Source organism: Pseudomonas sp. B21-015, assembly GCF_024749285.1.
Classification (GTDB): domain Bacteria; phylum Pseudomonadota; class Gammaproteobacteria; order Pseudomonadales; family Pseudomonadaceae; genus Aquipseudomonas.
Window position 1 is genome coordinate 3,989,877 of sequence record NZ_CP087196.1, and the last position, 14,082, is coordinate 4,003,958.

The following is a 14,082-nucleotide window of genomic DNA, read 5'->3' on the forward strand; positions in this document are numbered from 1 at the left end:
GAGCAAGCCCGCTCCCACAGAGGATTGGTACCAGCCGCAAGTAATGCCCCCCAATCATTGTGGGAGCGGGCTTGCTCGCGAAGGCGATCGAACAGCCACTATCGCATTACCGTCAAAACAAAAACGGCAGCCTCGATGGGCTGCCGTTCTGTTTACGCCTTACCGATGACTCACGCCAGACGAGACAGCATTTCCTTGGCTTCGCTCTTCTGACCGGCATCACCCTCGGCCACCACCTCATTGAGGATGTCTCGGGCGCCGTCGTTGTCACCCATGTCGATGTAGGCCTGAGCCAGGTCGAGCTTGGTGGCGACTTCGTCGGTGCCGGAGAGGAAATCGAAGTCCGGCTCATCAGCCACGGAGGCCAAAGCGTCTTCCGCAGTGAAGCTCGGCTCACCGAGGCTCTGGGACAGACGATCCAGCTCAGCGTTGACATCGTTGAGTTCGTTTTCGAAGGCATCCGGCTGATCCGCAACGGCGTCCATTTCATCGGCCAGCGACAGGTCGAAGTCCGCCGGCAACTCCAGGTCGTCGAGCGGCGCCTCAGTCACGGTCGGCGCTTCAGTGATGGTCGGCACTTCGGCGGCCGGCAAGTCCTTGAGGCCGTCATCCAGACTCAGCAGGAAATCGTCTTCGGCCAGGGTCGCCGGCGAGGCATCGCCTCCCAGGTCCATGTCCAGATCGAAGTCCGACAGATCATCGAGGTTTTCCTTGATTTCGGTCTGCTGCTGCAATACCGACTCAAAGCTCAGGTCGTCGTCCAGCGGGAAATCGTCCAGCTCAGCCTGGAGTTCTGGTTCCGGCTCTGGCGCAAGCTCCGGCGCAACGACAGGCGCGACTGGAGCAGCCGGCTCCAGATCGTCCAGGCTCAGATCAAAGGCGCTGTCGAAGTCGTCATCGGCCAATGCCGGCTCCGGGGCTTGCGGCTCGTCCAGCAGCAGGTCCTTGACGTACTGCGCGTCCAGTTCGGCAGCGATCGCCGCAGCGGCCAGGCCACCCGCAACTGCGACAGCCATCGCCGGGAAGCGGCTTTTCAGCTGCTCGACCCGGGCGAAGTTGTCGCCGTTGGCTACCAGTTGACGCTCCTGAGCAACGAACGCATCGCGATCGCCCTGCTGACCATAAACCTCCATCAGTTTCAGGCGCAGGTCACTGCGCTGTGGTTCTTGCTTGATACCGTCGTCCAGCAAAGCGGCGGCCTGATTCAGGCGACCGCCCGCGATGTGCGTCTGTGCCTGGGCCAGCACATCGTCAGAGCGTTCGGCGGCAGGCGATACCAGCGGCGCAGCGATCGGTGGCGTCACCACAACCGGGGCAATCACCGGGGTCGGTGCGGGTGCAGGCGTTGGCGCAGTCGCGAGTTTCACGCTCGGCGGCGGAACCTCAAGACCTTCGAAGCTGCTTTCCGGCAGGTCTTGGTCGACGGAGAACTCTTGCTCCTCCGCCAAGGCACGAGCCATGCGCAGATGCTTCTCGGCCTCTTGCTGAGCCTTGCGGCGACGGGCCAGCAACAGCAGCAACAGCAGCAGAACCACCGCCCCACCGCCCACCAGACCCAGCAGGATCGGATTGGTCAGCAGTTCGTTGAATTTCTGATCGTCGGAGGTCGCAGGGGGCGTCTCGACGACTGGCGCCGGAACGGCTTGCGGTGCGACAGCCTCGGGGGCAGGCGCTACCGGAGCCACGTCCGCAGGCGTTGCCGCAGGATTAGCCGCCAATTCAGCCGACATCACCGGAGCAGTCGCCGCAGCCGGCGCACCTGCGGCGCCTTCTGCCTGCAGCTTGGCCAACTGGTTATTCTTCAGCTCGATCAGGCGTTGCAGCTTGTCCAGCTGACTTTGCAGATCGGTCATCCGGCTTTTCAGTTCGGCGTTGTCACGACGGGTCGTGTCGAGGCTTTCCTGGGTCACAGCCAGCTTGCTGCTCAAAGCTTTCGCATCACCGGCGGCCCCCTTGCCACGACCCTTGCCGGTGTCGGCAGAGACCAGGCTCAGCTTGTCTGCGGCGGCTTGCGACGAAGCGCCTTCACCGCGAGCGCGCTTGGTGGCATCGAGTTGCTGCTGCCCGGCCCCGGGTTTCGCCACGTAGCGACGACCCTGGCGCCACGCAGTGTTCTGCGCGGCGACCTCAGCGATGGCCTTGGGTTGCGGCAGGCTGGTGCTCTGCACCTGATCAGGCAGACGCAGCACGTGGCCGGTTTTCAGTCGGTTGATGTTGCCATCGATGAACGCATCCGGGTTCAGCGCCTGAATGGCCAGCATGGTCTGCTGGACCGAGCCGCCATTACGCGCCTTCGCCGCGATTTCCCACAGGGTATCGCGTGGCGTGGTGGTGTATTGAGACGACTTGGTCGCACCGGTGACCGGCGCGGTCACCGCTTGGGCTGGCGCCGGTTGCGCGGCGGCATCGGCGGTCTGCGGCGAGAACTTGGACGGATCGAGCAGCACGCTGTAATCGCGCAACAAACGACCATTAGGCCACATCACCTGAACCAGGAATTTCACCATTGGCTCGGACAGCGGTTTGCTGGACGTGATGCGCAGGATGCTTTTACCGCTGGCGTTAAGCACCGGGGTAAAGGTCAAGTCGTTGAGAAACGCCTGGCGGTCGACACCGGCCTTGGCGAAGTCTTCGGGCGAGGCCAGGCTCGGCACCACTTCGGCAGCCGTGAGATCCTTGACATCAAGCAGCTCGATTTCCGCCACCAAAGGCTGGTTCAGCGTCGACTTCAGGGTCAATTCCCCGAGCCCGAGGGCATGCGCCGTACCGGAGGACAGCGCCGAGGCGGCCGCTATTGCTAACACCAGTTTGCGAACTTGAACCATAGCCTCATCCTTTGTTTGAACATTCCTCGGCCAGCGAGAAGGTGTTGATTGCCGCTGCCGTAAGGCGTTGCGCGCGGCGACGAAGGGTCGTTGCGCGCGATCATTTCATTCATGCGACGAAAGCCCTGCGGGGTGGCTCGCCTGAAGCGTTCCAGCCAAATATGGCGCCTGGCTGGAATCATTCGAAAAATTGTTGCCAAGTATCTTTTACAGCAGGTCTTTTATCAACAATTCAGCCACCTGCACAGCATTGAGCGCGGCGCCTTTGCGTACGTTATCTGACGTCAGCCACATATTAAGTTCCGCCGGATCGTCGATACCACTGCGAACCCGACCAACGTAAACCACGTCCTGCCCTACCGCATCGCCTACCGGGGTCGGGTAATCACCCGCCTCGACCAGCTCGATACCAGGCGCCGCTTCCAGTGCCGCGTTGACTTTCGCCAGGTCGACAGCACTTGATGACTGCAAGGTCACGCTATAGCTATCGCCAAAAAACACCGGGGCTTGAATGCAAGTGACGGAAATCTTTAATAAAGGCAGAGCCATGACCTGACGCAGCTCCCGTACCAGGCGCTTTTCCAGCAGCGTGTGCCCCTGAGCATCGGGCGCACCGACTTGCGCCAGCAGGTTGAAAGCCATCTGCCGATCGAAGAAAGCCGGCTCCAGAGGACGCACGTTGAGCAGTTCGGCGGTTTGCCGGGCCAGCTCGGTGACGGCTTCGCGGCCTTGGGCAGATACCGCCAGACAGGCCGTCAGGCTGATGCGTTGCAGGTCGAACAAGCCGAGTAACGGCGCCAGCACCACCGCCAGTGTCGCGGCCGCAGGGCTTGGGCTGCTGACCTGGAAGGGCTTTTTCAGGCCAGCCAGAATTGCAGCGTTGGCCTCAGGCACGACTTGCGGCGCCTGATCGGCCGGCAACGCGCCAGACAGGTCGATCAGCGCGCAACCGGCAGCCGTGGCGCGCGGGGCGAAACTGAGTGTCACCGCCGGACCGGCGGCGAAGAACACCAACTGCACTTTGCTGAAATCGAATTCATCGACTTCCCGCACCCGCACGTTCTTGCCGCGAAACGGCACCGAATGCCCGGCCGATTCACTGCTCGCCAGCAGGTGCAGGTTGCCGACCGGAAAGTCGCGCTCTTCGAGAATCTGGACGAGTGTTTCGCCGACAGTACCGGTGGCGCCGATCACGGCAATATCGAAGGACTGGCTCATGGTTCAACCTCTGGCGAAACGGGGGGAGCGGCACTTTACCGGGTGGTTGGCAGCGAGGCAATTCACACCCCATCCTGATCGTTCCCACGCTCTGCGTGGGAATGCCGCCATGGACGCTCTGCGTCCGCCGTTGAGGCAGTGACGCGGAGCGTCACGAGATGCATTCCCACGCAGAGCGTGGGAACGATCGGTGGGCAAAAAAAAACCGCCCCTCTTTCAAGGCGCGGTTTTTTCATTACTTCAATCGATCAACGCTCAAGCAGGATCCGCAACATGCGACGCAGCGGTTCGGCCGCGCCCCACAGCAGTTGGTCGCCGACAGTGAAGGCACCGACGAACTGCGAACCCATGTTCAGCTTGCGCAGACGACCGACCGGCACGTTCAGGGTGCCGGTGACTTTCGTCGGGCTCAGCTCCTGCATGCTGATCTCACGGTTGTTCGGCACCAGCTTGACCCATGGGTTGTGCTGGCTGATCAGCCCTTCGATGTCGGCGATCGGCACGTCTTTGTTCAGCTTGATGGTCAGCGCCTGGCTGTGGCAACGCATGGCGCCGATGCGCACGCAGATGCCGTCCACCGGGATCGGGCTCTTGAAGCGACCGAGGATCTTGTTGGTCTCGGCCTGAGCCTTCCACTCTTCGCGACTCTGGCCGTTCGGCAGTTCCTTGTCGATCCACGGGATCAGGCTGCCGGCCAGCGGTACGCCGAAGTTTTCGGTCGGGTACGCGTCGCTGCGCATGGCTTCGGCGACACGACGGTCGATGTCGAGAATGGCGCTGGCCGGGTCGGCCAGTTGATCGGCGACAGCGGCGTGGGTCACACCCATTTGCTTGATCAGTTCACGCATGTGCTGCGCGCCGCCACCGGAGGCCGCCTGATAGGTCATGGCGCTCATCCACTCGACCAGACCGGCTTCGAACAGACCGCCCAGGCCCATCAGCATCAGGCTGACGGTGCAGTTGCCGCCGATGTAGTTCTTGGTGCCCGCATCGAGCTGCTGGTCGATGACCTTGCGGTTCACCGGGTCCAGCACGATCACCGCGTCATCCTGCATACGCAGGCTGGAAGCGGCGTCGATCCAGTAACCCTGCCAGCCGGCTTCGCGCAGTTTCGGGAAGACTTCGCTGGTGTAGTCGCCACCCTGGCAGGTCAGAATCACGTCAAGGGTTTTCAGCTCTTCAATGCTGTAAGCGTCCTTGAGCGGAGCAATGTCCTTGCCCACGGACGGGCCTTGGCCACCGACATTGGAAGTGGTGAAAAACACCGGCTCGATAAGATCGAAATCCTGCTCTTCCAGCATCCGCTGCATGAGCACGGAACCGACCATACCGCGCCAACCGATCAGACCTACACGTTTCATCGCAACTACACCTTCTTGAAAGTGGGCCGCTGCTTTCATGGTTGAAAATTGCAGCGGGCCAGAGAGATTACAGATTCCGCAGCGCGGCGACTACTGCGTCGCCCATTTCCTGCGTACCGACCTTGGTGCAACCGGCCGACCAGATGTCACCCGTGCGCAGGCCCTGATCCAATACCAGGCTTACGGCCTTCTCGATGGCATCGGCCGCATCCTGCAGATTGAAGCTGTAACGCAGCATCATCGACACCGACAGAATGGTCGCCAACGGGTTGGCAATGCCCTTGCCAGCGATGTCCGGCGCCGAACCATGGCACGGCTCGTACATGCCTTTGTTGTTGGCATCCAGCGACGCCGACGGCAGCATGCCGATGGAACCGGTGAGCATCGACGCTTCGTCGGAAAGAATGTCGCCGAACAGGTTGTCGGTGACGATCACGTCGAACTGCTTCGGTGCACGCACCAGTTGCATGGCGGCGTTGTCGACGTACATGTGGCTCAGTTCGACGTCCGGGTAGTCCTTGGCCACTTGCTCGACGATTTCACGCCACAGTTGGCTGGACGCCAGCACGTTGGCCTTGTCCACCGAGCACAGCTTTTTGCCGCGCACGCGGGCCATGTCGAAACCGACACGGGCAATACGGCGGATTTCGGTTTCGCTGTACGGCAGGGTGTCGTAGGCCTGACGCTCGCCATTTTCCAGTTCGCGCACGCCACGTGGCGCGCCGAAGTAGATGCCGCCGGTCAGTTCACGGACGATCAGGATGTCCAGACCGGCCACGATTTCTGCCTTCAGGCTGGAAGCCTCGGCCAGTTGCGGGTACAGGATCGCCGGACGCAGGTTGCCGAAAAGGCCCAGTTGCGCACGGATTTTCAGCAGGCCGCGCTCAGGGCGGATATCACGTTCGATGGTGTCCCATTTCGGACCGCCCACTGCGCCCAGCAATACCGCATCGGCGGCACGGGCACGGGCCAGGGTTTCGTCGGCCAGCGGCACACCGTGCTTGTCGATGGCGGCGCCACCGATCACGTCATGGCTCAGTTCGAAGCCCAGGCTGTACTTGTCGTTCGCCAACTCCAGCACCTTGACCGCTTCGGCCATGATTTCCGGGCCAATACCGTCGCCCGGGAGAATCAGAATCTGCTTGCTCATGCTTTCCTCATGTCATCAGTCGGCGCGCCCGCGGGCGCGTCCGGAAAAATTCTATCGCTCGGTAGTTCTCATTTAGAGCTTATCGTTCAGCCATCAGCACCAGCACATCGGTACTGAACGAACCATCGGCCTCAATCTCAAAATATTCGCGCACTTCGTTGCCCATCGATTGCTGCAACTCGCGGATCGCCGCGCGCATCACTTGCGGCGTGCGCATGCGCTCGACCCACGACGTGTACTCCAGACGCAGCCGTTGGCGCGTGGTGCTGCGGGTATGCAACCCGGCTTCGCTGACCTGGCGCAACCACTCACCGGCAGAATAATCGCGCACGTGGCTGGTGTCGCGCAGCACTTCGACGCTTTGCAGGTAAGTGTCGAACAACGGGCTGCCCGGTGACAACACATCGATGAACGCCGCCACCCCGCCCGGCTTCAGTACCCGACGAACTTCGCGCAGGGCCAGCCCAAGGTCGCTCCAATGGTGCGCCGAATAACGGCTGAAGACGAAATCGAACTCGCCATCGGCGAACGGCAGGCGCTCGGCGGCACCCAGTACCGTGGACACGTTGCTCAAGCCACGATCGACGGCAGCAGCGGCCACCACGTCGAGCATCTGCTGAGACAAATCGTAAGCCACCACTTCCTTGGCCAGCGAGGCCACGTGAAAACTCACGTGGCCGGCGCCGCAACCGAGGTCGAGCACCCGGGCATCGCCCTGCCCCGCCAGCTCAGCCTGTAGCAGCGCAAATTCAGTGCCTTGAGCGTGTACGGCGCTGCTCAGATAGGCCGAGGCCTGTTCACCGAATTGCTTTTGTACTACCTGACTGTGCTGGGCGGTGCTGGTCATGGGGACTTCCTTTTTGGGGTTTGGCCTTGTGTTGTCTGTGCGGGCCTCTTCGCGGGCAAGCCTCGCTCCTACAGGGATTTGCGGTGTTCACAAAACCTGTGGGAGCGGGCTTGCCCGCGATGAGGCCGGTCCTATCCTTACAATTCCCGGATCAATCACGCGTCGCGAAACAACCACGGCTGGCTCGCGCGGTGTTTGGCTTCAAACGCGGCAATCGCCTCGCCGTCCTGCAAGGTCAGGCCGATATCGTCCAGACCATTGAGCAGGCAGTGTTTGCGGAAGGCATCGATCTCAAAATTCAACACCTTGCCATCCGGACGGGTCACTGTCTGAGCTTGCAGATCAACCTGCAACTGATAGCCCGGAGTCGCTTCAACCTGTTGGAACAGCTCATCGACTTCAGCGTCGCTCAGGATGATCGGCAGCAAGCCGTTCTTGAAGCTGTTGTTGAAGAAGATGTCGGCGTAGCTCGGCGCGATGATGCTGCGGAAACCGTACTCTTCCAGTGCCCACGGCGCGTGTTCGCGGCTGGAGCCGCAACCGAAGTTCTCACGGGCCAGCAATACGCTCGCACCTTGATAACGCTCGGCGTTGAGGACGAAGTCCTTGTTCAACGGGCGCTTGGAGTTGTCCTGATACGGCTGCCCGACATCCAGATAACGCCACTCATCGAACAGGTTCGGACCGAAACCGGTGCGCTTGATCGACTTCAAGAACTGCTTCGGAATGATCTGATCGGTGTCGACGTTGGCACGATCCAAAGGCGCGACAAGACCAGTGTGCTGGGTAAAAGCTTTCATGCTGCGCTCCTTTAGATCAATTCACGGACGTCGACGAAACGACCGTTCACCGCTGCGGCGGCCGCCATGGCCGGGCTGACGAGGTGCGTACGGCCACCAGCGCCCTGACGGCCTTCGAAGTTACGGTTGGAGGTCGACGCGCAATGCTCGCCCGACTCCAAACGGTCCGGGTTCATCGCCAGGCACATCGAGCAGCCTGGCTCACGCCATTCAAAACCGGCTTCGAGGAAAATCTTGTCCAGGCCTTCGGATTCGGCCTGAGCCTTCACCAGCCCCGAACCCGGCACCACGATGGCCTGTTTGATGGTCGAAGCCACTTTGCGGCCCTTGGCGATCACGGCAGCGGCACGCAGGTCTTCGATCCGCGAGTTGGTGCAGGAGCCAATGAATACGCGGTCCAGCTGAATGTCGGTGATCGCCTGATTGGCGGTCAAACCCATGTATTTCAAGGCGCGCTCAATGGAGCCACGCTTGACCAGGTCCATTTCCTTAGCAGGATCAGGAACGTTCTGATCCACCGCCAGGACCATCTCAGGCGAGGTGCCCCAGCTGACTTGCGGCTTGATTTGAGTGGCATCGAGTTCGACGATGGTGTCGAACTTCGCATCGGCATCGGACACCAGGTCTTTCCAGGCTTCGACGGCCAAGTCCCATTCCGCGCCTTTCGGGGCGAATGGACGGCCCTTGACGTAAGCCACGGTTTTTTCATCGGCAGCCACCAGCCCTACGCGAGCGCCGGCCTCGATGGACATGTTGCAGATGGTCATGCGGCCTTCGACCGACAGATCGCGAATCGCGCTACCGGCGAACTCGATGGCGTGGCCATTACCACCAGCGGTGCCGATCTTGCCGATCACCGCGAGGACGATGTCCTTGGCCGTCACGCCGAACGGCAATTTGCCCTCGACCGACACCAGCATGTTCTTCATTTTCTTGGCGACCAGGCACTGGGTGGCGAGCACGTGCTCGACCTCGGAAGTACCAATACCGTGAGCCAGGGCGCCGAACGCGCCGTGGGTCGAGGTGTGGGAGTCGCCGCAGACCACGGTCATGCCCGGCAAGGTCGCACCCTGCTCCGGGCCGATCACGTGAACGATGCCTTGGCGCACGTCATTCATTTTGAATTCGACGATGCCGTATTCATCACAGTTATCGTCGAGAGTCTGAACCTGCAAACGCGAGACCTGGTCGACAATCGCTTCGATGCCGCCCTTGCGCTCCGGGGTGGTCGGAACGTTGTGGTCCGGGGTCGCGATGTTGGCATCGATGCGCCACGGCTTGCGCCCGGCCAGACGCAGGCCTTCGAAGGCTTGCGGCGAGGTCACTTCGTGGATGATGTGACGATCGATATAGATCAGCGCCGAGCCATCGTCGCGCTGCTTGACCAAATGCGAATCCCAGAGCTTGTCGTAGAGCGTTTTGCCGGCCATCAGACGGTTCCTCATCAGCTTGTTTCTATGCCCCGGGTTTGAACAATTCAATAACCCTTTGGCTTGTGAGGTCGATCCTAGGGGGTTACATTAAATAACTCAAATTCATATTTTTTATGCTTTGGATAACCAACTGGAATACGAACATGGATCTGGCCAACCTCAACGCTTTTATCGCGATCGCCGAGACTGGAAGCTTCTCCGGCGCCGGCGAACGGCTGCATCTGACGCAACCGGCCATCAGCAAGCGCATCGCCGGGCTGGAGCAGCAATTGAAGGTGCGACTGTTCGATCGACTGGGCCGGGAAGTCAGCCTGACCGAAGCCGGTCGTGCCCTGCTGCCTCGGGCCTATCAGATCCTCAATGTGCTGGATGACACCCGCCGCGCCCTGACCAACCTGACCGGCGAAGTCACCGGTCGTCTGACACTGGCCACCAGTCATCACATTGGGCTGCACCGTTTGCCACCCTTATTACGGGAGTTCACTCGACGTTACCCGCAGGTGGCGCTGGACATTCAGTTCCTCGATTCAGAAGTGGCTTACGAAGAAATCCTCCATGGCCGTGCCGAACTGGCGGTGATTACCCTTGCACCTGAGCCTCACGCACTGGTCAAGGCCACACCCGTGTGGGATGACCCGCTGGATTTCGTGGTTGCCCCGGAGCATTCGCTGATCAGTAACGGCGCGGTCAGCCTGGCGGATATTGCCCTGCACCCCGCGGTTTTCCCCGGCGGCAACACCTTCACCCACCACATCGTGCAGCGCCTGTTCGAAGCCCAGGGCCTGACGCCGAACATCGCCATGAGCACGAATTATCTGGAAACCATAAAAATGATGGTCTCGATCGGGCTGGCCTGGAGCGTTTTGCCGCGCACCATGCTGGACGATCAAGTGGCGCGCATACCTTTGCCGGGCATACAGCTCACTCGCCAGCTAGGCTATATCCTGCACACCGAACGGACGCTGTCGAACGCGGCGCGGGCCTTTATGGCCCTGCTGGATGCACAAATCGATCAGCCAGGGACTCGCGGCTAAGCTGTGCTACTTCTTTTGTGCTACGCCTATAGAGCCTAAAAACCTGTGCCTAACGCCCAATTCAGCCCAAGGCCTGTTATCCATGCCCAAATCTGTTGAACGTACGCCGCCGATGCCGCGAATTCAGGCACTTGATCCAAAACGGTCTGAGCAGAGCTGGGAAAGCGCCCCGCAGTTGCTGGCGGCCCTCAACGGTGCTCGGCTCGGCGCCTGGTATTGGGACATCGAGCGCGGGCAAATCAGTTGGTCCCGGGGCACTCAGGCGCTGTTCGGCTTCGATCCCCGCCAGCCGTTGCCCGAGGACCTGGAATACCTCGACCTGCTGCCTCAGGAAGATCGGGCGAAAGCCATTCGCGCCTTCCACGCGGTAATCGCCGGCGCGCCGCTGGAACAGGCGATGCACCACCGCATCCGCTGGCCCGACGGCAGCCTGCACTGGCTGGAAATCAACGGCAGCCTGTTGCCGGACAAAAACGGCCGGCCGCGAATGATCGGGGTCATTCGTGAAATCACCCATCAGCGCCAGCGCGAACAGGCGCTGAGCAGCTCGGAAAAACGCTTCGCCACGCTGTTTCACTTGTGCCCGAACATGGTGCTGCTGACCCGCCAGGAAGACGGCCTGATCACCGAAGCCAACCAGTATTTCGAAAGCCTGTTCGGCTGGCCGGTGCAAGACGCCATCGGCCGAACCACGCTCGAGCTGGGCCTTTGGGTCAACCCGGAACAACGCACGCAGTTGGTCAAGGCCACCAAGGCCAAAGGTGAGCTGATCAACATGGAGGTGCAGTTTCGCGCCAGCAATGGGCAGGTTCACGACGGCATCCTCAGCGCGCAAAAGGTCGAACTCGAAGGCCAGCCCTATCTGCTGAGCACGTTCCTCGACACCACCGAACGCAAAATCGCCGAACACGCCCTCAAAGACAGCCAGGAACGCCTCGACCTGGCCCTTGACTCGGCGCAACTCGGCACCTGGGACTGGCACATTCCCAGCGGCATGCTTTACGGTTCGGCGCGGGCCGCTCAACTGCATGGGCTAGAGCCCAAACCCTTCCATGAGTCCTTCGAGGCATTTTTCGAAGGCGTGCCCGGCGATGAACGCGACACCATGCGCGACGCCTACCGCAGTTTGCGTGAAGGCCCGGCCGGCAATTATCAACTGACGTACCGCGTGCAATTGCAGGACGGCAGCTCGCGCTATCTGGAAAGCCGCGCCAGACTCTACCGCGACGAACAGGGCAACCCACTGCGCATGGCCGGCACACTGCTGGACATCACTGATCAGGTGGAACGCGAACAGCAACTGGTGGCCTCGGAAGAAAAATTCGCCACCTTGTTCCAGGTCAGCCCGGACCCGATCTGTGTCACGCGCCAGGACACCGGCCATTTCATCGAGATCAACTCCAGTTTCACTCAGACCTTCGGCTGGAGCGCCGCCGACGTGATTGGCCGCAGCGCCGACGAAATCGGCCTGTGGGACGCTTCGGCGAAAAGCCTGCAAAGGATCGAGCGGGTCATCCGCGAACAGGGCCTGAACAATGTGGCGATCATCGTTCAACACAAGGACGGGCAGTCCCTGACCTGCGTGATTTCCAGCCGCCAGATCAGCGTCGGCGACCAACCCTGCATCGTCACCACCCTGCGCGACATCACCCAGCAGCAACGCTCCGAAGCGGCGCTCAAGGCCAGCGAGGAGAAGTTCGCCAAGGCGTTCCACTCGAGCCCCGACGCCATCACCATTACCGAACGCGACACCGGGCGCTATCTGGAGGTCAACGATGGTTTCTGTCGCCTGACCGGCTACCGCGCCGACGAAGTGATCGGCCGCACGGTGTATCAGGTCGGCATCTGGGCCGAAGAGAAACAACGCTCGGCGCTGCTGGCGGAGTTAAAGATCAAGGGCCGGGTTCACCATCAGGAAATGCTCGGGCGCAATAAACGGGGCGAATTGCTGACCGTCGAAGTGTCGGTGGAGCCCATTACCCTCAACGAAACCGCCTGCCTGCTGCTGACCGCCCGGGACGTCAGCCTGCTGAAAAACGCCGAAGCACAGATCCGTCACCTGGCCTACCACGACCCGTTGACCAACCTGCCCAACCGCGCCCTGCTGATGGATCGCCTGAGCCAGCAAATCGCCCTGCTCAAGCGCCACAGCCTGCGCGGCGCCCTGATGTTCCTCGATCTCGACCATTTCAAGCACATCAACGACTCCCTCGGCCACCCGGTGGGCGATACCGTGCTGAAGATCATCACCGCGCGCCTTGAAGCCAGCGTGCGCATGGAAGACACCGTTGCGCGCCTGGGCGGCGATGAGTTCGTGGTGCTGCTCAGCGGCCTGGAAGGCTCGCGCAGCGACGTCAGCCTTCAAGTGCGGGAAGTGGCGGACACCTTGCGCGAACTGCTGTCCGAGCCGATGTTCCTCGACGGACAGCGCCTGCAAGTGACGCCGAGCATCGGCATTGCGCTGATCCCCGACCACGGCTCGACCCCGACCGACCTGCTCAAACGCGCCGACATCGCTCTCTATCGCGCCAAGGACTCGGGCCGCAACACCACGCAGATGTATCACAACACCATGCAGAAGGCCGCCAGCGAACGCCTGCGCATGGAAACCGACCTGCGCCTGGCCCTTTCCCGGGGTGAATTCAGCGTGCAATACCAACCTCAGGTGGACGCCCGCGACAACCGCATTACCGGTGCCGAAGCCCTGGTGCGCTGGCACCACCCTGAATTTGGCGCGCAATCGCCCACCGAGTTCATCAAGGTCCTGGAAGACAGCGGGCTGATTCTGGAAGTCGGTACATGGATCCTCGACGAAGCCTGCGCGGCCTTCAAACACCTGATCGCCAAGGGCCTGATCGACCCGCTCGATTTCAGCCTGTGCGTGAACATCAGCCCACGGCAATTTCGCCAGAACGATTTCGTCGAACGTGTCGAATACAGCCTCAGCAGCCACGGCCTGCCCTGTTCGTTGCTGAAACTGGAAATCACCGAAGGCATCGTTATCCAGAACCTGGACGACACCATCAACAAAATGCGTCGCCTGAAAAAACTCGGCGTGAGCTTTGCCATGGACGATTTCGGTACCGGTTATTCCTCACTGACCTACCTCAAGCGCCTGCCGGTAGACACCCTGAAAATCGACCAGTCGTTCATCCGCGACGCCACCACCGACCCCAACGACGCCGAAATCATTCGCGCCATCGTCGCCATGGCTCGCAGCCTGGCGCTGAACGTGATCGCCGAAGGGGTGGAAACCGCAGAGCAACTGGAGTTTTTGCAGGGGCTGGACTGCCATTTGTATCAGGGGTATTTGCACAGCCGACCGTTGCCGGTGGAGGAGTTTCAGAAGCTGCTTAAATAGTCGGTGTCACTGATGCACTGAGGGGGAGACGTTCCGTAACAGGCACTCCAATT

At 61.0% G+C, this 14,082-nt stretch carries 9 protein-coding genes; 2 read left to right on the plus strand and 7 right to left on the minus strand.

Translation table 11 applies throughout. The features are described 5' to 3' along the window. Nucleotides 1–170 precede the first annotated feature (170 nt). The 7 genes from LOY38_RS17915 to leuC form a co-directional block, all read right to left on the minus strand. The gene (locus LOY38_RS17915; RefSeq protein ID WP_258696378.1) at nucleotides 171–2,825 is read right to left on the minus strand and encodes a FimV/HubP family polar landmark protein; all 2,655 of its coding nucleotides are present in this window, start codon (nucleotides 2,823–2,825) and stop codon (nucleotides 171–173) included. Nucleotides 2,826–3,032: 207 nt separating this feature from the next. After that, nucleotides 3,033–4,043 (minus strand): aspartate-semialdehyde dehydrogenase, encoded by a 1,011-nt coding sequence (locus LOY38_RS17920; protein ID WP_258696379.1) that lies wholly within the window; start codon nucleotides 4,041–4,043, stop codon nucleotides 3,033–3,035. A gap of 248 nt (nucleotides 4,044–4,291) precedes the next feature. After that, a complete protein-coding gene (gene asd, locus LOY38_RS17925) occupies nucleotides 4,292–5,404 on the minus strand; it encodes an aspartate-semialdehyde dehydrogenase (RefSeq protein WP_008075929.1) in 1,113 nt (370 codons plus the stop codon). A 67-nt stretch (nucleotides 5,405–5,471) separates the two neighbouring features. Next, on the minus strand, nucleotides 5,472–6,554 hold the full coding sequence (leuB, locus tag LOY38_RS17930; protein WP_007935187.1) for a 3-isopropylmalate dehydrogenase: 1,083 nt from the start codon (nucleotides 6,552–6,554) through the stop codon (nucleotides 5,472–5,474). 79 nt (nucleotides 6,555–6,633) lie between these two features. Beyond that, nucleotides 6,634–7,401, minus strand: a complete 768-nt coding sequence (locus LOY38_RS17935; protein WP_258696380.1) for a class I SAM-dependent methyltransferase — start codon at nucleotides 7,399–7,401, stop codon at nucleotides 6,634–6,636. A gap of 155 nt (nucleotides 7,402–7,556) precedes the next feature. Continuing rightward, nucleotides 7,557–8,201 carry a 3-isopropylmalate dehydratase small subunit gene (gene leuD, locus LOY38_RS17940; RefSeq protein WP_258696381.1) on the minus strand — a complete coding sequence of 215 codons (645 nt, stop codon included), beginning with the start codon at nucleotides 8,199–8,201 and terminating at the stop codon, nucleotides 7,557–7,559. Between the two features lie 11 nt (nucleotides 8,202–8,212). Then, nucleotides 8,213–9,631, minus strand: a complete 1,419-nt coding sequence (gene leuC / locus LOY38_RS17945) for a 3-isopropylmalate dehydratase large subunit (protein ID WP_258696382.1) — start codon at nucleotides 9,629–9,631, stop codon at nucleotides 8,213–8,215. 146 nt (nucleotides 9,632–9,777) lie between these two features. Between leuC and LOY38_RS17950 the strand changes: the two genes are divergently transcribed. Together LOY38_RS17950 and LOY38_RS17955 are read left to right on the plus strand one after the other, a co-directional pair. Beyond that, nucleotides 9,778–10,668 (plus strand): LysR family transcriptional regulator, encoded by an 891-nt coding sequence (locus LOY38_RS17950; RefSeq protein ID WP_258696383.1) that lies wholly within the window; start codon nucleotides 9,778–9,780, stop codon nucleotides 10,666–10,668. A gap of 82 nt (nucleotides 10,669–10,750) precedes the next feature. Beyond that, complete coding sequence (locus tag LOY38_RS17955) at nucleotides 10,751–14,029, plus strand: PAS domain S-box protein (protein WP_258696384.1); 3,279 nt, start codon at nucleotides 10,751–10,753, stop codon at nucleotides 14,027–14,029. The last annotated feature ends 53 nt before the right edge of the window (nucleotides 14,030–14,082 follow it).

Bases quoted from the DNA above. Each gene is read 5' to 3' on its own strand.
- leuD (WP_258696381.1), bottom strand. From the start codon at position 8,201: ATGAAAGCTTTTACCCAGCACACTGGTCTTGTCGCGCCTTTGGATCGT.
- LOY38_RS17915 (WP_258696378.1), bottom strand. From the start codon at position 2,825: ATGGTTCAAGTTCGCAAACTGGTGTTAGCAATAGCGGCCGCCTCGGCG.
- LOY38_RS17955 (WP_258696384.1), top strand. From the start codon at position 10,751: ATGCCCAAATCTGTTGAACGTACGCCGCCGATGCCGCGAATTCAGGCA.
- leuB (WP_007935187.1), bottom strand. From the start codon at position 6,554: ATGAGCAAGCAGATTCTGATTCTCCCGGGCGACGGTATTGGCCCGGAA.
- LOY38_RS17935 (WP_258696380.1), bottom strand. From the start codon at position 7,401: ATGACCAGCACCGCCCAGCACAGTCAGGTAGTACAAAAGCAATTCGGT.
- LOY38_RS17920 (WP_258696379.1), bottom strand. From the start codon at position 4,043: ATGAGCCAGTCCTTCGATATTGCCGTGATCGGCGCCACCGGTACTGTC.
- LOY38_RS17950 (WP_258696383.1), top strand. From the start codon at position 9,778: ATGGATCTGGCCAACCTCAACGCTTTTATCGCGATCGCCGAGACTGGA.
- leuC (WP_258696382.1), bottom strand. From the start codon at position 9,631: ATGGCCGGCAAAACGCTCTACGACAAGCTCTGGGATTCGCATTTGGTC.
- asd (WP_008075929.1), bottom strand. From the start codon at position 5,404: ATGAAACGTGTAGGTCTGATCGGTTGGCGCGGTATGGTCGGTTCCGTG.